This is a genomic window from Bordetella flabilis (assembly GCF_001676725.1).
GTDB classification, from domain to species: Bacteria; Pseudomonadota; Gammaproteobacteria; order Burkholderiales; family Burkholderiaceae_B; genus Bordetella_C; species Bordetella_C flabilis.
The window spans coordinates 2663722-2682288 of record NZ_CP016172.1 but is presented as its reverse complement, the minus strand read 5'-3'; the positions used below and the strand labels follow the sequence as shown (position 1 = coordinate 2682288).

Sequence of the window (18567 nt, the reverse complement as noted above, 5' to 3'; positions counted from 1 at the left end):
GTCGGGAGGTGGCGCGCATGGCCTTCCCCGCATTCAAATATGCCTCCACGGGACTGCTCGCCGCCCTGCGTGCGGGTTCCCGGCTGGGACGCCGCCCCGGCCGGCGGTCCAGTAAAGTCGCCCCCTCGCCCATTGCGGCGGCCATTCAGCAGGCCGCCGATGTGCCCGCAGTCCCGCAGATCGCGTCGCTAGCGCCGCTGACGGAAATCATCAGCCAGTACCTGGACCCCAAGGACGTCGAGCGGGTGCGCGAAGCCTACCGCTTCGCCGACCAGGCTCACCTGGGCCAGTTCCGCGCCAGCGGCGCACCGTACATATCCCACCCCATCGCCGTCACGGAAATCTGTGCCGGTTGGAAGCTGGACGCCAACGCGCTGTCCGCGGCGCTGCTCCATGACGTCATGGAGGATCAGGGCGTCACCAAGCACGAGCTTGCCGAACGCTTCAGCCCGGAAGTCGCGGACCTGGTCGACGGCTTGTCCAAGCTGGACCGCCTGGACTTCGCCACCAAGGCGGAGCAGCAGGCCGAAAGCTTCCGCAAGATGCTGCTGGCCATGGCGCGCGACGTGCGCGTCATTCTCATCAAGCTGGCCGACCGCGTGCACAACATGCGCACGCTGGACGCGGTGGCCCCGGAGAAACGCCGCCGCATCGCCCGCGAAACCCTGGAAATCTACGCGCCCATCGCCCACCGGCTGGGCCTGAACCTGCTCTTTCGCGAATTGCAGGACCTGTGCTTCGCGGCCATGTACCCGAACCGGTACCAGGTGCTGTACAAGGCGGTGCTGGCCGCGCGCGGCAATCGGCGCGAAGTCATCAGCAAGATCGAAGACGCCGTGCGCGCGGCACTGCCTGCCGCGGGCATCGAGGCGGAGGTCAGCGGCCGCGAGAAAACGCTGTACGGCATCTACCGCAAGATGGTCGACCAGAAGAAGACCTTCTCGGAAGTGCTGGACATCTACGGCTTCCGGGTCGTGGTCCACACGCTGCCGGAATGCTATCTGGCGCTGGGCACCCTGCACCAGTTGTACCGGCCGGTGCCCGGCAAGTTCAAGGACTACATCGCCATTCCCAAGGTGAATGGCTACCAGTCGCTGCACACCACGCTGGTCGGTCCCTACGGCACGCCGGTGGAATTCCAGTTCCGCACGCGCGACATGCATCATGTGGCCGAAGAAGGCGTCGCCTCGCACTGGCTGTACAAGAGCGCGGACGTCTCCCTGAACGACCTCCAGAAGCGCACCCACCAGTGGCTGCAATCGCTCCTGGATATCCAGAGCCAGACGGGGGACTCCAGTGAATTCCTGGAACACGTCAAGGTCGACCTCTTCCCCGACGCGGTCTATGTCTTCACGCCGCATGGCAAGATCATCTCGCTGCCGCGCGGCGCCACGCCGGTCGATTTTGCCTACGCCATCCACACCGATATCGGCAACCAGGCCGTGGCGGCGAAGGTCAACAACGAATTCATCCCCCTGCGGACCGAGCTGTCCAGCGGCGATACGGTGGAAATCATCACCTCGCCCGCTTCGCGACCCAACGCGCAGTGGCTGAACTATGTACGCACCGGTCGCGCACGGTCGGAAATCCGCCACTATCTGCGCACGGTGAAGTACGCGGAATCGGTCGCCTTCGGCGAACGCCTGCTGGCGCAGGCATTGCAGGAATTGCATCTTTCCCTGCCGGCGGCCGATGATCCCGAATGGGAAAAACTGGCGCGCAGCACGGGCGCCAGCTCACGCGACGAGATCCTGGCCGATATCGGGCTGGGCAAGCGCCTGGCCGCCGTGGTCGCGCGGCGCTTCGCCCCGGAATACCAATTGATCGCCACCACCGCGGCTGCCGTCGACGAGATCACGGCCGCGCGCAGCGCGCCCATCCTGATCCAGGGCAACGAAGGCCAGGCGGTACAACTGGCGCCCTGCTGCGGGCCGTTGCCCGGCGACCCCATCGTCGCCGGCATGCGGCTCGGACACGGCCTGGTGGTGCACACATCGGACTGTCCCGTCGCCGCACGACAGCGTGCGCGCGAACCGGAACGCTGGATCAATGTGGCCTGGGATGCGCAGACCGCCAAGCATCTGTCCACGCGCCTGGACATCGTGACGCGCAACGAACGCGGCGTGCTGGGCAGGCTGGCCGCCGAAGTCACCGCCACCGATGCCAATATCGTCCACGTGACCATGCACGACGACGCGGCGTCCACCGTGTCCCTGCACCTGACGGTGCAGGTCGACAACCGCAAACACCTGGCGCAAGTGATACGGGCGATCCGCCACGTTCCCCAGGTGCAGAAGATCGTTCGCGTGAAGGGCTGACGCAGCTTTCCGGCCCGTCTGGGTCCGCTTCGTCCGCTTCGTCCGCTTCGTCCGCGCAGTCCGTTCAGTCCGCTTGCGGCCCACTAAGGCCCGCCTGGATCTCCGCTCGGCCGTCCGGGCCGGCCCTTCGCGCTGCCCGCGCCGCCCGGCGCGTCGCGCCGGGCGCCGGCGCTACCAGCGAGCAGTCAGCCCACGTGCTGCAGGAAGTCCTTCAGCCGCTGGCTGGGCGGGTTGGACAGCAATTCGGACGGCACGCCATCGTGCGCGACCTTGCCGCCGTCGATGAAGATCAGCCGGCTGCCTACGCCGCGGGCGAACTCCATTTCATGCGTGACGACGACCATGGTCATGCCCTCTTCCGCCAGGTCGCGCATGACCTTCAGCACCTCATGGCGCAGTTCCGGGTCCAGCGCCGAGGTCGGCTCGTCGAACAGCATGAGCTTGGGCTTGATGGCCAGGGCCCGCGCGATGGCCACCCGCTGTTGCTGGCCACCGGACAATTCCGAAGGATAGTGGTCCATCCGCTGGGCCAAACCCACCTTGGCAAGCAGGGCCTCGGCTTCGGCCCGCGCTTCGCCGCGCGATGTCCCGCGCGTGTGTACCGGCCCGAACATCACGTTCTGCAAGGCCGTCATCTGCGGGAACAGATTGAACTGCTGGAACACCATGCCGGCTTCGCGGCGGATTTCGCGCACCTGGCCGGCATCGCCCTTGACGCTGAGGCCATCCACCAGCAGATCGCCGCCGTCGATGGTTTCAAGCACGTTGATACAGCGCAGGAAGGTCGACTTGCCCGAGCCCGATGGCCCGACCACCACCACGACCTCGCCGGCTTCGATGTTCAAGCTGATGCCGTCGAGCACGGTGGACGTGCCGAAGCGCTTGATGACGTTCTGGAATTCGACCATGCTCATAGAATGCGCATCCTTTTCTCGGCGATCCGCAGCGCCACCGCCATCAGGCCGGTGAGGATCAGATAAATGATCGCCACGGCGGACCAGATCTCGACCGCGCGGAAGTTGCTCGCCATGATTTCCTGTCCCTGCCGGGTCAGCTCCGCGACCCCGATGACGATGAACAGCGAGGAATCCTTCAGGCTGATGATGCACTGGTTGCCCAGCGGCGGGATCATGCGCCGCAGGGCCACGGGCCCGATGATGTGCAGCAGGATCTTGTGGAAAGGCAGCCCCATCGCCTGCCCCGCCTCTTTCAGCCCCTTCTGTACGGACAGCAGCGCGCCGCGGACGATCTCGGCAATATAGGCGCCGGAATTCACCATCAGCGTGATGATCGCCGCCAGTTCGGCATCGATGCGCAACCCGCGGGCGATCAGCGGCAAGGCGAAGTAGATGAACATCACTTGCACGACGATCGGCGTACCGCGGATCACGGCGACGTAGACCAGCGCAATGGTGGCCAGCGCGCGCGGCGCATAGGCGCGGGTCACGCCAGCCAGCGCGCCCAGCAGGAATCCGCCGAGCAAGCCCCAGAAGGTGATCTTGATCGTCATCACCGTTCCGTCGAGCAGGTTGGGCAAGGCGGCCCAGATCACGGACCAATCGAAATTCACATGTTTCCCCTGAAGGAAAGGCGCTACGCCGCACCGGCGCGGCGGTGCGGGAAGGCGGCGGGTGCCGCCACGCGTAAGCGATAAGAAAGAACCGGCGGCGGACGGATGTTGCGGAAGCGTCGTGGACGCATGCCCGTCGCCGGGAGAGATGGCTTGCTTACTTCGGCTTGGCGCCGAACCACTTGGTATAGATGGCGTCGTACTGGCCGTTGGCCTTCAGCGTGGCCAGCGCCTTGTTGACCTGTCCGACCAGGGGGCTGCCCTTGGGGAAGGCGATGCCATAAAAGTCGCCGCTCTTGACGGTACCCACCACCTTGACGCGGCCCTTGCCCGCCGTATTGGCGTAGTACTGGACATTCGGCGTGTCATGCACGGCGGCATCCACCCGGCCCGTGGCGAGCTCCAGGTATGCGTTGTCGATGTTGGGGAACAGCTTGAGATTGGCGCCGGGCACCTGGGTCTTCAGGAAATCGACCGTGGCCGTGCCGGTCTTCACCGCGACGTTCTTGCCAGACAGGTCAGCGGCGGTCTTGATCGTGTTGTTGTCCTGCGCCACCAGGATGGCCAGGCCGCTCTCGTAGTAGGGATCGGAGAAATCGATCACCTTCTTGCGGTCGTCGCGTATGGTGATGCCGGCCAGCGCCGCATCGATGTTGTTGGTCTGCAAGCCCGGGATGATGCCGTTGAAATCCATGGGCTGAAGCTTGTACTTCAGGTTCAGCTCTTTGGCGATGGCGGCCCACAGATCGATGTCGAAACCGGTGTAGGTACTGCCCTGCTTGAACTCGAAGGGGACGAAGGCGGTGTCGGTGGCGACCGTCAGCGTCTTGTCGCTCTGCGCCGACGCGGTGCCCATCATGGCGAACCAGGCCACGGACATGCCGGCGACTGCCGCGACGAATTTCTTATTGAGCATGTTGTACTCTCCTTTGTTGAAGGGCCCGGGGTACAGGCCGCTGGCCCCCGCGGGTTGGCGGAGGCCGAGCAGGCGATGTTACCGCAGCACACCTGACGCGTACCCCATTCGAATCGCTCCGGCACCGTTAAATTTTGCCGAAACCTCCGCCTCCGGGCGTTTCAACCACGAAAATATCGCCGGGTTGCAGTTCTGTGCTGTCCTGCGGCCCCAGCGACTCCACGCTGCCGTCGATCCGCTCGACATAATTGCGCCCCACCTGCCCAGGTTCGCCGCCATGCAGGCCGAACGGCGCGTAGCGACGATTGTTCGACAGGATGGCTGCCGTCATGCGCTCCAGGAAACGCAGCTTGCGCACGCCCCCGTCGCCGCCGCGATAGCGCCCCCGCCCGCCGGAGCCATGGCGAATCTCATACGATTCCAGGCGCACCGGGAAACGCAGCTCCAGCACTTCGGGGTCGGTAAGGCGGGAATTGGTCATGTGCGCCTGTACCACGGACTGGCCGTCGAAGCCCTGGCTGGTGTCGGCGGGCGCATCGATGCGCAACGGGCCGGCGCCCGTGCCGCCGGCGATGGTTTCGTAATACTGGTAGCGGGCGTTGCCGAAGGTCAGGTTGTTCATGGTGCCCTGGCTGGCCGCCAGCACACCGAGCGCGCCGTACAACGCATTGACGATGCACATCGAGGTTTCGACATTGCCGGCCACCACCGATGCCGGCGGATCGGGCCGCAGCATGGACGCGGGCGGAAGGATAATCTCCAGCGGCTTCAACCCCCCAGCATTCAACGGGATTTCATCGTCCACCAGGGTGCGGAACACGTACAGAACCGCCGCCACCGCGATCGCGCCCGGCGCGTTGAAGTTATTGTCCAGTTGCGGCGACGTGCCGGTGAAGTCCACGACTGCGCTGCGGCGCTCGCGGTCGACCCGGACCGCCACGCGGATCACCGCGCCGTTGTCCAGCGGGTATTCGTAGCTGCCGTCCTTCAGCACCGAGATCACGCGGCGCACGGCTTCCTCGGCATTGTCCTGCACATGGCCCATATAGGCCCGCACGACATCCAGGCCGAAGTGCTCGCACATGCGCAGCAATTCCTGCACGCCCTTCTCGTTGGCGGCGATTTGCGCGCGCATGTCGGCGATGTTCTGGTCCGGATTGCGCGCCGGCCATTTGCCGGAGCCCAGTATCTCGCGCGCCGCCTGCTCGCGGAACTCGCCGTCCCGCACCAACTGGAAGTTGGTGAACAGCACCCCCTCGTCTTCGACGGTACGGGAATCGGGCGGCATGGAGCCGGGCGTCGTGCCGCCGATGTCGGCATGGTGTCCCCGCGATCCCACGAAGAAAAGGATCTCCTTGCCCGCGCGGTCGAATACCGGCGTAATGATCGTCACATCGGGCAAATGGGTGCCGCCATGGTAGGGGTCGTTGACCACGTAGGCGTCGCCCGGCTTCATCGCGCCGGCGTTGGCCATCATGACGGTGCGTATCGACTCGCCCATGGAGCCCAGGTGCACCGGCATGTGCGGCGCATTGGCGATGAGGTTGCCCTGGGCGTCGAAAATGGCGCACGAGAAATCCAGGCGTTCCTTGATGTTGACCGAGTACGCCGTGTTCTGCAGCCGGTACCCCATCTGTTCGGCGATGGACATGAACAGGTTGTTGAAAACTTCCAGCATGACCGGGTCGGCCTCGGTACCGACGGCCCGCCCGTGGGGCCGCGCCGCGACACGGCGCAATACCACATGGTCGCGTGGCGTCAGTTCCGCCCGCCAGCCCATCTCCACCACGGTGGTCTGGTTTCTTTCCGAGATGATGGCCGGACCATCGACCACGTCGCCGGGAACCATGTCTTCGCGCACGTACAAGGGCGTGTCGCGCCAGGCGCCGGCGCTGTACATCCGGACGGTACGGCGGACTTGCAGCGGCCCCTCGCGCCGCGCGGATACGGCCGCTTCGACGACGGCTTCGCCTCCGCCGGTGGCTTCCACCGAGATCGTCTCCACGACGAGCTCGCGCCCCGGCATCAGGAAGGAGTAGCGCTGGCGGTACGCGGCCTCGAATTCGGCGCGGGCCTGCGTCGCGGGGGCGAATGGCACCTCGAGGGCCGTATCGGTGCCGCGGTACTTCAGATGCAGGCGCCGCTGCACGGTGATGGCGTCTTCGGCGACATGCTGGCGCCGCAATTCACCCACGGCGGCATCCGCCAGCACGTCCAGCTGGGCCTGGAGTTCGGGAACGAGGGGGTCGTCCAGCACCCGCTCCACCGTCTTCTGGCGCATTTCGGTCTGGTCGGCCAGCCCCATGCCGTAGGCGGACAGCACGCCGGCCAGTGGGTGCGCGAACACCGTCGTCATCCCCAAGGCGTCCGCCACCAGGCAGGCATGCTGCCCGCCCGCGCCGCCGAACACGGTAAGCGCGTATTCCGTCACGTCGTGGCCGCGCTGCACGGAGATGCGCTTGATGGCCTCGGCCATATTGCCGACGGCGATTTCCAGGAAGCCTTCGGCCAATTGTTCCGGGGTCATGTCGCGGCCCGTTTCCGCCTTGACGCGCTGGGCCATCTCGGCGAAGCCGCGCTCGGCCGCCTCGCGGTCCAGCGGCTGGTCCGCCCTGGGCCCGAACACGCAGGGAAAAAAGTCGGGCTGGATCTTGCCCAGCAACACGTTGCAGTCCGTCACGGCGAGCGGCCCGCCACGGCGATAGCACGCGGGACCGGGGTTGGCGCCGGCCGAATCCGGGCCGACGCGCAGGCGAGAGCCATCGAAATGCAGGATGGATCCGCCGCCCGCGGCGACGGTGTGGATGCTCATCATGGGCGCCCGCATGCGCACGCCGGCCACCCGCGTTTCGAACTCGCGCTCGAACTCGCCCGCGTAGTGCGACACATCGGTGGATGTGCCGCCCATGTCGAAGCCGATCACGCGGGTGAATCCGGCCAGTTCGCTGGTGCGCACCATGCCGACGATGCCGCCGGCGGGACCCGAGAGAATCGCGTCCTTGCCGCGGAAACGGTGCGCGTCCGTCAGGCCGCCGCTGGACTGCATGAACATCAGCCGGATGCCGGGCAGCTCGCCCGCCACCTGTTCGACGTAGCGCCGCAGGATGGGCGACAGGTAGGCATCGACCACCGTGGTGTCGCCCCGCGACACGAATTTGATCAAGGGGCTGACTTCGTGCGATGCCGATATTTGGGTAAAGCCCACCTCGCGCGCCAGCTCGGCGGCGCGCTGCTCGTGCCGGGGCTCGCGCCAGGCATGCATGAAGACAATGGCAAGCGCCCGAATGCCGCGGTCATACTCGGTCTGCAGGTCGCGCCGCAAGGCTGCCTCGTCCAGGGGCAGTACGACGCTGCCGTCAGCCGCCATGCGCTCCTCGGCTTCGATGACGCTGTCATAGAGCATCTCGGGCAGGACCACATTGCGATCGAACAGGCGTGGACGGTTCTGGTACGCGATGCGCAAGCCATCGCGGAAGCCGCGTGTGGTGACCAGCAGCGTGCGTTCCCCCTTGCGTTCCAGCAACGCATTGGTGGCGACCGTCGTCCCCATCTTCACGCAGTCGACCTGGTCGGCGGGCACCGGTTCGCCGGGCGCCAGGCCCAGCAGCGCGCGGATCCCCGCGACCGCGGCATCGCGATACTGTTCCGGGTTCTCCGACAGCATCTTGACGGTGGTGGTGGTGCCATCGGGCCGGCGGCCGACGATATCCGTGAACGTGCCGCCACGGTCAACCCAGAATTGCCACTTCATATGGATTCCTATGCTTGATGCCTGGCCCGGCGGGCTCGCCTGGGGCCGGTGGAAGGAAACTGCTCGAAAAACGGAATGCCGACGCCCGCGCTACAGCGAGGTGGCCGCGCGCGCGGCCTGGTCATAGACCCCGGACAGCCCGCGCAGCAGATTGGCGAGCTCCTGGGAAAACTCCAGCCCGTTGCTGGAGCCGGGCAGCCCATCGATCAGGCAGCGCTCGCGCACGTCGACGTAGCGCGCGATGATGTCGCTGCCCTTGGGCGTGACGGAATACACGACCTCCTTGCCGCTGCGCTGCCCGCTTACGACGCCCAGCCGCTCCAGCTTCTTGAGCGAATAGTTGACGATGTGGGTGTCTTCGATATTGAGGGTGAAGCAGATATCCGCCAGCTTCTTGCCGCGCTGCCGATGGTAGACGTGATGAAAGACGATGACATCGATGGCCGTGAGGTCGGGCAGTCCGGCGGCGGCCATGCAGCGCACGATCCAGCGGTTGAAGGCATGGCCGGCGATCATCAGGCCAAACTCCACCGCGGAGAGATCCGGGGCACGGTCGGATACCAGATGCGATGATGCGGCGATCATCGGTTTGGGCGCGTGGGGCGTATTCATCAGCCGTTTTCCAGTGGCACAACGGCTGCATGCTAATATTTTGTTGACGATTTATCAACGAAATATAAAACAAGCCGGGTTTTCCCCAAAGGAAGACCCGGCCCTACAGCCGTCAACGAGGCGCGGACCCGCCGTCCGGATCCAGGCGTACGCCTTCGACCCCTTGCACCGCCCCGCCGCCGGCTGCCGGCGGGCTGGAAACGGCGGGTGGCGACACCGTCGGCCGGGCTGCCGCCGGTGCGGTCCCTGCGGGAGGCGCCGCGCCCTGGCCGGCGCGCCTGGCCGCCAGACTGGCGAGACGTTCGGCTGCGGCTTGATCCAGTTTCGCCGCCAATTCTTCGTGCTTGGCCGAGCGCGCCCAGCTGCCGGCGTCCAGGCCCTGCGTATTGCGCATGGAAGGATCCGCGCCCGCCCGCAGCAACAATTCCGCCATCGCCTGGTTGCCCGATAGCCCCGCCATCATCAAGGGAGTGGTTCCGTCCGGTCCTGGTGCATTGACGATGGCCCGATGCGCGAGCAGCAGCTTGGCGACATCCATTTGCGCCTTCGACGCGGCGTAGTGCAACGGCGTCCATCCCAGGCGGTTGACTTGCGCCCCGCGCGCGATGAGGGCGCGCGCGCGCTCGGTCTGGCCTTGGATCGCCAGGTACATCAGCGGTGTTTCGTCGTGGGAATTCGCCACATTGACGTCCGTGCGCGGGTCGGCGGCCAACACATCGAAGACTCTCCAGGCGCCCTCGCGTATGGCCTGCATGATCGCCGGCTGCCCTTTGACCGTGCTGTTGGGGTTCCACTTTTGCGCAAGCAGCTCGCGCACCTCCACGACCCGGTCATTGGCGAGATAGGTTGCGACGTCCGCAGGATTCGCGGCGAGCGCTGCCCCCGCGCACGCCCATCCGGCAATGTGCAGGGTTACTCCGCCAGCCAGAAGCTTCCAACGATTCTCTTTCATTTCAGCACCTTAAGGAATTTAGTTAAAGTTCAACATCAGGTGCGCACCGAGCTGTCATGACGGCACACCGAAGGGCGAACGTCTTGAGAAACCACTTTAAGTTCAACCGGAAGCCGAATCTTTGTATGTTGAATATCAATAACTTACGTGAGGAATATGCGGGAATAGATTAGATTCGATGGCGGGGCTTTCCGAATGACTTGCTGTGGGTCCGGCATCGTGCCGGCACCGCTGAAGAGGGCGCGCGCAGACCTCATGCCCGACACGTGGGTGATACGGATTCCTCAGAATTCACTTTAAAAGTGAATTCTCTATATGCGCTGTACTTTACTGAAAAGATTGAAAAAATTATCGCTTGAAGCAGTGGCGATGTCGGCCACCGGCAAGCCTTTCAACTCCGCCACCTTCTCCGCGACGTGCACCACCATCGAGGGGTCGTTCAGCTTGCCCCGGTAAGGCACCGGCGCCAGGTACGGCGAATCGGTCTCGATCAGCAATCGATCGAGCGGCAGGCGCGAGGCGACATCGTGGAGCGTCGTGGCGTTCTTGAACGTCACGATCCCCGACATGGAAATATGGAAGTTCAGGTCCATGGCGGCCTGCGCAACATCCCAGGTCTCCGTGAAGCAATGCATTACGCCGCCCACTTCCTCGGCCCTTTCTTCGCGCAGGATCCGCAGGGTGTCCTCGGCGGAGGCGCGCGTATGGATGATGAGGGGCAGTCCCGCGCTGCGCGCGGCGCGGATATGCGTGCGAAAGCGTTCCCGCTGCCAGTCCAGCGGCTCGCTCAGCCGGTAATAGTCCAGGCCGGTTTCCCCGATCGCCACGACTTTGGGCGCCGTCGCCAGTTCGGCCAATTCATCGGCTGTCGGCTCCTGCATGTCTTCGTAGTCGGGATGCACGCCCACCGAGGCCCACAGGTTGGGGTGCGCGGCAACCAGGGCCATCAGGCCGGGCCAGTCCGGCATGGCGACGCTGGCTACCAGCGCATGGGTGACCTGGTTGGCCGACATGCGCGCCAGGATATCGGGAAGGTTCTCCGCCAGTTCGGGGAAGTTCAGATGGCAGTGGGAATCAACGTACATGGAATCGGCAATGATGCTCGAACGATCGCCCGGCGACCCGGGCTGCGGGATTCAAGCCTGGCAGGATAGCACCACGCGCTGCAGCGCGGCATGCGCGAACAGCTTGGGATTCAGGGGATGTCCGGCCACCGCGCGCTGGCGGGTCAGCCAGCGCGCCGCTTCGGCCATGCGCGCGGCGTTCGCGCGCGCCGCCGTCCGGGCCACGGCCGTTGCCAGCGCGGGAAAGTAGCGCGGCTGCGCGCCGGCGCCGGCCAGCATCAGGTCGACGTACAAGCGCTGCAAGGCATCGATCCACTGCACCGCGGGCATTTTTTCCAATTGGTCGGCCAGGGTGCCGACGTCCGGCGACTGGCCCTTGGCCAGGGGCGCCACGAGCTGGTCCAGCCAGGGCGGGCAGGCGCTATCGCCCGATTGCGCCAGCCGCAACGCGCCCAGGGGCGCGCCGCCGGCGGCCGCCAGCCACGACGCGGCGTCGGCCACCCCTTCCTGCGCCTGCAGCCACGCCAGGGACTGCCCGGCAGCCGGCGCCGCGAGCGGCAGACGACGGCAACGCGATAACAACGTGGGCAGCAGCCGGTCCGGCGCATCGGCCACGAGCAGGAAAACCGTATGCGGTGGCGGTTCCTCCAGCACCTTGAGCAAGGCGTTGGCCGATATGACATTGAGCGCCTGCGCGGGGTATAGCAGCGCGACGCGCCATCCGCCGCGATGCGTGGCGGTGTTGAACCACGACTCCAGGCCGCGGATCTGATCGACACGGATTTCCTTGGACGGGGCCCGCTTGGCTGCGCCGCCCGTGGCGGTGGAGGCTTCGGTATCTTCGCCTTCTGCGGCCGCCTCGGCCCCCTCTTCCAGGGCCACGGCTTCCGGACGTATGCGCCGCAAATCCGGGTGATTGCCGCTGGATACCCATGTGCAGGCCGCGCACTGGCCGCACGCCAACCCTTGTTCCGGGGTTTCGCACAGCAGGCTGGCCGCCGCCGCGGTCGCGAACTGCAGCTTGCCGATGCCCGCCATGCCGTGGACCAGCCACGCATGGGCGAAGCGGTCCCGCTGGCCCAACCAGGCGCGCGCGGTCTCCGTCTGCCACGGCAGGAATTGCGCCACGCTCATGGACCGGCCCTGCGCGCATCGACCAGCGCGCGGATCTCGGCTTGCAGCTGCGCCCGTATGGCCGGGATGTCGCGCGCACCGTCAATAACGCGGAAGCGGTCCGGATACGCACGGGCCCGCTCCAGATAGGCATCCCGCGTGCGCTGGAAGAAAGCCGCGCCTTCGCTTTCGAAGCGGTCCGGGCTGCGCGCGTCCGCCAGGCGCGCGCGCGCCACTTCAAGAGGCACGTCGAACAGCCAGGTGCGATCCGGCTGCAAGTGCGGATGCACCCACTGCTCCAGCACCGCCACGCGGCCCGCGCCCAGTTCCCGCCCGCCGCCCTGGTAGGCGTAGGTGGCATCGGTGAAGCGGTCGCAGACCACCCAGTCGCCGCGTGCCAGCGCCGGTTCGATGACCTGGCGCACGTGTTCGCAGCGCGACGCGAACATGACGAGCGTTTCGGTTTCCAGGCCCATTGGATGGTTGAGCACCAGTTCGCGCAGACGCTCGCCCAAGGACGTACCGCCGGGCTCGCGCGTGGCCACCACGTTCAGGCCGTGACTGCGCAGGGTCTCCGCCAGCCAGTCGGCATGGGTGCTTTTACCGGCGCCGTCCACCCCTTCCAGGGTGATGAATCCGCCTCGTGTCGTCATGGCGTCTGGTCTCTGCCCAATATGTAGCGCGATACGTTGCGGTTGTGATCGGACAGCGTCGCGGAGAACTCGCTGGTGCCGTTGCCCCGCGAAACGAAATACAGGTATTTGTGCTGCGCCGGCTGCACCGCCGCCAGCAGCGCCGCGCGGCCGGGACTGGCGATGGGGGTCGGCGGCAAACCAGGCCGGGTGTAGGTATTCCAGGGCGTATCGGTTTGCAGGTCGCGACGGCGGATGCGGCCCTGATAGGTATCGCCCATGCCGTAGATCACGGTCGGATCGGTCTGCAGGGGCATGCCTTCGCGCAGGCGGTTGATGAAGACGCCGCCGACGCGGGCGCGGTCGGCCGCGTCGCCGGTTTCCTTTTCGATGATGGAGGCCAGGATCAGGGCGTCATACGGCGTGGCCAGGGGCAGGTTCGGGTTGCGCTTGGCCCAGGTCTGGGCAAGGATGCGCTGCCCTTCCTGGTAGGCGCGACGCAGCAGATCGAAGTCCGTGCTGCCCGGCGAAAAAACATAGGTGTCCGGAAAGATCAGCCCTTCCATGCTGGGTGCATCCGCGCCCAGCCGCCGCAGCAGCTCGGCCTCGCCGACATCGCCCAGGGTCTGCTTGATGTCCGGGTTCTCGCGCAAAGCCTGGCGGATCTGCTTGAAGGTCCAGCCCTCGACGAAGGTGATCTGGCGCTGGGTCATGTCCCCGCGTGCCAGGCGCTCGAGCAGCAGCCACGGCGTATCGCCCTGTATCGCCTGGTAGCCCCCCGCCTTGATGAGCTTGTCCCGGCCGCTCAAGCGGGCCATCCACACGAAGCCATCCTCCCACACCGGGATGCCGTTCGCATTCAACATATGAGCGACGGCACGCGGACTGCTACCCGGGTCCACGACGAAGTCCACTCTTTCCGTGGGAAGACGCATGGAATGATTCATCCACAGCCAGGCGCTGGCGCACGCCGCTGCGGCGGCGATCACCAGGATGAGCAACGCGGCAAGGAGGTAAAAGACGGGACGCTTTGTCATGAGACCACGGAGTTTAATGGATGTGCCAAGGCCCCGCAGAGCGGGCGTTATCATCTTTGGTTTGCACTTTTGCCCACCAACAACAATGAACAGGGTCGCCCTATGAACGATATTCTTGCAGCCTCGTCCTCTGGGCCTGCCGTCGATCGCGCACGCTACGCCATCCTCCCCTACCTGCAGGTGCTGTCGGCTTCCGGCATGGATGCGGTCGACTTCCTGCACGGCCAATTGACCCAGGACGTGCGCGAGCTGACCACCGACGCCGCCGCCCTGGCCGGTTATTGCACGGCCAAGGGGCGCCTGCTCGCCACCCTGGTCATCTGGCGAACACGGGTCGACGGCCAGGGCGACCCCGAGGCCCCGCGCGTCCAGGCCCTGGTGCGCGCCGACGTCGCCGCGCCACTGGCCAAACGGCTCAGCATGTTCGTCCTGCGCGCCAAGGTCCGGCTGGCGATCGAGCCGCTGCACGTCGCCGGCGTGTGGAGCGATGGCGACACCGTCGCGCTGGAGGACGCCGCGGGTGGCCGGCTGCCGCGCGCCGCGTGGGAACGCGCCGACCTGCCCAGTGGCATCTGGATCGGCGCGCCCGGCGGCTCGGGGCGACGCTGGTGGTGGATCGCCTCCGCCGACCAGTTGCAGGCGCGCGAGCCCGGCCTGAACAGGATATTGGAGCAGGCCGACGCCGCGACCTGGCAGGCGGCCGACCTGGCCGCCGGAATCCCGTGGGTCGGTTCGCCCACGCAGGACCTGTTCATTCCGCAGACGGTCAATCTCGACCTGGTGGGCGGGGTCAGCTTCACCAAGGGCTGTTACCCGGGACAGGAGGTCGTCGCGCGCAGCCACTATCGCGGCACGGTCAAGCGCCGCATGGCGTATGGCATCGTGGCGGGACATTCGGGCGCGGCCATCGCTGCGGGATCGGATATCTACGATGCGACGGACGCGGGAGAGCCGTGCGGACGAGTGGTGGACGCGGCCGGCGCACCCGACGCGGCCGTTCTGTTCGAAACCACCTTGAGTTCACTGCCGCACGGCGACTTGCGCCTGGGCAGCGCCGACGGCCCGTCCATCGCGCTGCGGCCCCTGCCGTACAGCCTGGAGCCGAGCGAGCAGCCCTGACGGCGGCATCATGACCCCTCGGGCGCCGCCAGCAAGCCCTGACGGCGCCTTCAACCGCCCGGCGCCGTGTCGTCCAGCGCCCTTCAGTTCTTGCCGAACTCGTCCGCAAGTTCGCGGGAGCGCTGGGCCGCCGCCTGCATGGCCTTGGCCACCAGGCCCATGAAGTCGGCATCCTCGAACACCTTGAGCGCGGCGGCGGTCGTGCCTCCCTTGGAGGTCACCCGCTCGCGCAGCAGGGCCGGCGGGTCCTGCGATTCGCGGGCCAGGCGGGTGGCGCCCGACAAGGTCGCCAGCGCAAGCTCGCGTGCCTGGGTCGCATCGAGGCCGACCTGCTGGCCGCCTTCGATCAGCGCTTCGATAAAGCGGAACACATAGGCTGGCCCGCTGCCCGACAACGCGGTCACCGCGTCGATGGCGGCGTCGTCGTTCACCCAGACGACCTTGCCCACCGAGGCCAGCATGGCTTCGGCCAACGCCCGCTCCGGCGCGGCGACGCCCCCCATGGCCAGCATCCCGGTTACGCCCTCGCCCACCAGGGCCGGCGTGTTGGGCATGCACCGCACCAGCTTGGGCCAGGGTGTCGCGCTGCCGCCCAGCCAGGCCGCCAGCACGTCGCCGCGGATGCCGGCCGCCACACTGACCACCAGGGTACCTTCGCGCAGCCAGGGCCGCGAGGCCTCGACGGCATCGCGCATGAACTGCGGCTTGACGGCGTAGAACCACACATTGCAGCGCGCCAGCCGTTCGTCCGGCGCGGTGGCCGCCGTGGCGCCACGCGCGATCCACGCCTGATGCGCGGCGGTATTGATGTCGACCACATGAAACTGGTTGGCCGGGCAGATATTTCCGGCCATGCCGGCGCCCAGGGCGGAGGCCATGTTGCCGCCGCCGATGAAGGCTATGTGCAGATTGGTGTCCATGGGCGAAATTGTAAACGCAGGCGCATGGCGGTATTCGAATCGCCGCGCTTATTACTGCAGGTTTGCTCCTGCGCTCAGGGTGAGTCCCATTTGACAGACCTACTGGCGGGTGTAACAGTCACGTGTTCGTCACAAACAATTCATATGGTGTCGGGCTGCCTGTCCCTATCCGGGGCTGCAGCATCGCAATCCAGGAGGAACCACCCATGCGATCCCATCGACTCGCGCTTGTCGCGGCGACCCTGCTTACCGCCTTTGGCGCCGCGTCCGCCAATGCGGCGACCGAAATTCAGTTCTGGCATTCCATGGAAGGAGCCCTGGGTGACCGCGTCAACGAAATCGCGGCCAACTTCAACAAAACCCAGTCGGACTACGTCGTCAAGCCGGTCTACAAGGGTAACTACGGCGAGTCGATGAACGCCGGCATCGCGGCATTCCGGGCCGGGAACGCGCCCGATATCCTGCAGGTCTTCGAGGTCGGCACGGCGACCATGATGTACGCCAAGGGCGCGATCAAGCCGGTGCAGCAGATGTCCGAGGAAGTCGGCGATCCCATCGACCCGAAGAACTTCATCGGCGCGGTGGCGGGGTACTACTCCGCGCCGGACGGCAAACTGGTCTCCATGCCGTTCAACAGCTCCACGGTGGTGTTCTATTACAACAAGGACGCCTTCAAGAAAGCCGGCGTGGACGCCGACAAACCGCCCAAGACCTGGCAGGAACTCCGGGCCGTCGCGGACAAGCTGAAGGCCGCCGGCCAGGAGTGCGGCTACACCACTTCGTGGCCTTCCTGGGTCCAACTGGAAACCTTCTCGGCCTGGCACAACGTGCCCTACGCCAGCAAGGACAACGGCTTCGGTGGCCTGGACGCCCGCCTGAACATCGATTCGCCGCTGCACGTGCGTCACCTGACCTTCCTGGCCGACATGGCCAAGGCCGGCGAGTTCATGTACGGCGGACGCGGCGACGACCCCAACGCGCTGTTCATTTCCGGCAAGTGCGCGATGATCACCGGTTCGAGCGGCCTGCGCGCCAACATCATGAAGAACGCCAAGTTCGAGTTCGGCACCTCAACGTTGCCGTACTACTCGGACGTCAAGGGTGCGCCGCAGAACACCATCATCGGCGGCGCCTCGCTGTGGGTCTTCGCCAACAAGAAGCCCGAGGTCTACAAGGGCGTGACCAAGTTCTTCAAGTACCTGTCCAGCCCCGAAGTGGCGGCGAAATGGCACCAGCAGACGGGCTACGTGCCCATCACCACGGCCGCGTATGAGCTGACGCAGAAGGAAGGCTTCTACGATAAGAATCCAGGCACCGACGTTGGCGTCAAGCAATTGAACGTCCAGACCACCGCGCAGTCGCGCGGGGTGCGCCTGGGCTACCTGCCGCAGATCCGCCAGATCGAGGATGGCGCGATCGAAAACATCGTGGCGGGCAAGGTCAGCGCCAAGGAAGGGCTGGAGGACGCCAAGAAGCGCGGCGACGAACTGCTCGAAAAATTCGAAAAAAGTGTAAAGTAGCGCGCCTTTTCGGCGAAGTGTAGGACCAAGTCGCGCCCGGTCTACCGGCCGCGACTTGGCTGCCCCGCATGAACCCGAACCGATCGGCCCGGCGTCCGGGCTGATCGTTTCAGGTTTCTTACCGCCTACGGCCTTGCGCCCGCGAACACTTGCAAACATGGAAAAACGCGTCGTTTTCGGCCACAAGGCCCTGCCCTACCTGCTGCTGTTTCCGCAGCTCGTCATCACGGTTGTGTTTTTCTTCCTGCCCGCGGGACAGGCGATGTGGCAATCGCTGCACGTCGAAGACCCCTTCGGCCTGTCGTCTCAGTTCGCCGGCCTGTCGAATTTCGCCGACCTGTTCAAGCAGCAAAGCTACATCGACTCCTTCAAGGTCACGGCGGTGTTCTCGCTGCTGGTCGCGGTGGTCGGCCTGTCCGTCTCGCTGCTGCTGGCGGTCATGGCGGACCGCGTCCTGCGCGGCGCCAACGTCTACAAGACCCTGCTCATCTGGCCCTACGCCGTCGCCCCGGCGGTGGTAGGCGTGCTGTGGCTGTTCCTGTTTTCCCCGGCCGTCGGCATCCTGGCCGTGGCGCTGCGCAACATCGGCGTGCCATGGAATCCGCGCCTCGACGGTGAGCAGGCCATGGCGCTGGTGCTGATCGCCTCGGTGTGGAAACAGGTCTCGTACAACTTCCTGTTCTTCCTGGCCGGATTGCAATCGATCCCCCGCTCCCTGATCGAGGCGGCCGCCATCGACGGCGCCAGTCCGGCACGGCGGTTCTGGAGCATCGTCTTCCCCTTGCTTTCGCCGACGACCTTCTTCCTGCTGGTGGTCAACGTCATCTACGCCTTCTTCGATACCTTCGCGGTCATCGACACCACCACCCAGGGCGGCCCCGGCACTTCGACGTCCATCCTGGTCTACAAGGTGTACAGCGACGGCTTCCGCGGCCTGGACCTGGGTTCGTCGGCCGCGCAGTCCGTTGTGCTGATGGTCATCGTGGTGGCGCTTACCGTGCTGCAGTTCCGCTATATCGACCGCAAGGTCCAGTACTGATACA

The 18567-nt window shown here is 65.8% G+C and carries 15 protein-coding genes; 4 read left to right on the top strand and 11 right to left on the bottom strand.

What is annotated here, in order from left to right; translation table 11 throughout:
• Positions 1 to 17: 17 nt before the first annotated feature.
• Entirely contained in the window at positions 18 to 2318 is a 2301-nt protein-coding gene (locus BAU07_RS11730) for a RelA/SpoT family protein (protein ID WP_066657687.1), read from the top strand.
• Between the two features lie 185 nt (positions 2319 to 2503).
• Here the strand turns inward: BAU07_RS11730 and glnQ are convergent, their stop codons facing one another.
• The 10 genes from glnQ to mltG form a co-directional block, all read right to left on the bottom strand.
• Positions 2504 to 3232, bottom strand: coding sequence for a glutamine ABC transporter ATP-binding protein GlnQ (gene glnQ, locus BAU07_RS11725; protein ID WP_066657679.1), 729 nt, complete (start codon positions 3230 to 3232; stop codon positions 2504 to 2506).
• Entirely contained in the window at positions 3229 to 3888 is a 660-nt protein-coding gene (gene glnP, locus BAU07_RS11720; RefSeq protein WP_066657678.1) for a glutamine ABC transporter permease GlnP, read from the bottom strand. The genes glnQ and glnP overlap by 4 nt, the downstream gene beginning before the upstream one ends.
• A 157-nt stretch (positions 3889 to 4045) precedes the next feature.
• Entirely contained in the window at positions 4046 to 4768 is a 723-nt protein-coding gene (gene glnH / locus BAU07_RS11715) for a glutamine ABC transporter substrate-binding protein GlnH (RefSeq protein WP_232338334.1), read from the bottom strand.
• 163 nt (positions 4769 to 4931) lie between these two features.
• Positions 4932 to 8555, bottom strand: a complete 3624-nt coding sequence (locus tag BAU07_RS11710) for a hydantoinase B/oxoprolinase family protein (protein WP_066657674.1) — start codon at positions 8553 to 8555, stop codon at positions 4932 to 4934.
• Between the two features lie 90 nt (positions 8556 to 8645).
• The gene (locus tag BAU07_RS11705; RefSeq protein WP_157122192.1) at positions 8646 to 9167 is read right to left on the bottom strand and encodes a winged helix DNA-binding protein; all 522 of its coding nucleotides are present in this window, start codon (positions 9165 to 9167) and stop codon (positions 8646 to 8648) included.
• Positions 9168 to 9279: 112 nt separating this feature from the next.
• A complete protein-coding gene (locus BAU07_RS11700; protein ID WP_066657662.1) occupies positions 9280 to 10119 on the bottom strand; it encodes an ankyrin repeat domain-containing protein in 840 nt (279 codons plus the stop codon).
• 311 nt (positions 10120 to 10430) lie between these two features.
• Entirely contained in the window at positions 10431 to 11204 is a 774-nt protein-coding gene (locus tag BAU07_RS11695; protein ID WP_066657660.1) for a TatD family hydrolase, read from the bottom strand.
• Positions 11205 to 11255: 51 nt separating this feature from the next.
• A complete protein-coding gene (gene holB / locus BAU07_RS11690; protein WP_066657658.1) occupies positions 11256 to 12317 on the bottom strand; it encodes a DNA polymerase III subunit delta' in 1062 nt (353 codons plus the stop codon).
• Complete coding sequence (tmk, locus tag BAU07_RS11685) at positions 12314 to 12949, bottom strand: dTMP kinase (protein ID WP_066657655.1); 636 nt, start codon at positions 12947 to 12949, stop codon at positions 12314 to 12316. Before tmk ends, holB begins: the two co-directional genes overlap by 4 nt.
• Positions 12946 to 13965 (bottom strand): endolytic transglycosylase MltG, encoded by a 1020-nt coding sequence (mltG, locus tag BAU07_RS11680; protein WP_066657649.1) that lies wholly within the window; start codon positions 13963 to 13965, stop codon positions 12946 to 12948. The genes tmk and mltG overlap by 4 nt, the downstream gene beginning before the upstream one ends.
• Before the next feature lie 102 nt (positions 13966 to 14067).
• Here mltG and ygfZ point away from each other — a divergent pair, with 102 nt between their 5' ends.
• The gene (gene ygfZ, locus BAU07_RS11675) at positions 14068 to 15084 is read left to right on the top strand and encodes a CAF17-like 4Fe-4S cluster assembly/insertion protein YgfZ (protein ID WP_084025628.1); all 1017 of its coding nucleotides are present in this window, start codon (positions 14068 to 14070) and stop codon (positions 15082 to 15084) included.
• An 83-nt stretch (positions 15085 to 15167) separates the two neighbouring features.
• Here ygfZ and proC read toward each other — a convergent pair whose 3' ends face one another.
• Positions 15168 to 16004, bottom strand: coding sequence for a pyrroline-5-carboxylate reductase (proC, locus tag BAU07_RS11670; protein WP_066657647.1), 837 nt, complete (start codon positions 16002 to 16004; stop codon positions 15168 to 15170).
• Between the two features lie 206 nt (positions 16005 to 16210).
• On the opposite strand from proC, the gene ugpB reads away from it, so the two are divergent.
• Both ugpB and ugpA read left to right on the top strand, forming a co-directional pair.
• Complete coding sequence (gene ugpB / locus BAU07_RS11665) at positions 16211 to 17524, top strand: sn-glycerol-3-phosphate ABC transporter substrate-binding protein UgpB (RefSeq protein ID WP_066657640.1); 1314 nt, start codon at positions 16211 to 16213, stop codon at positions 17522 to 17524.
• A 157-nt stretch (positions 17525 to 17681) separates the two neighbouring features.
• On the top strand, positions 17682 to 18563 hold the full coding sequence (gene ugpA, locus BAU07_RS11660) for a sn-glycerol-3-phosphate ABC transporter permease UgpA (RefSeq protein ID WP_066657632.1): 882 nt from the start codon (positions 17682 to 17684) through the stop codon (positions 18561 to 18563).
• Positions 18564 to 18567 lie beyond the last annotated feature (4 nt).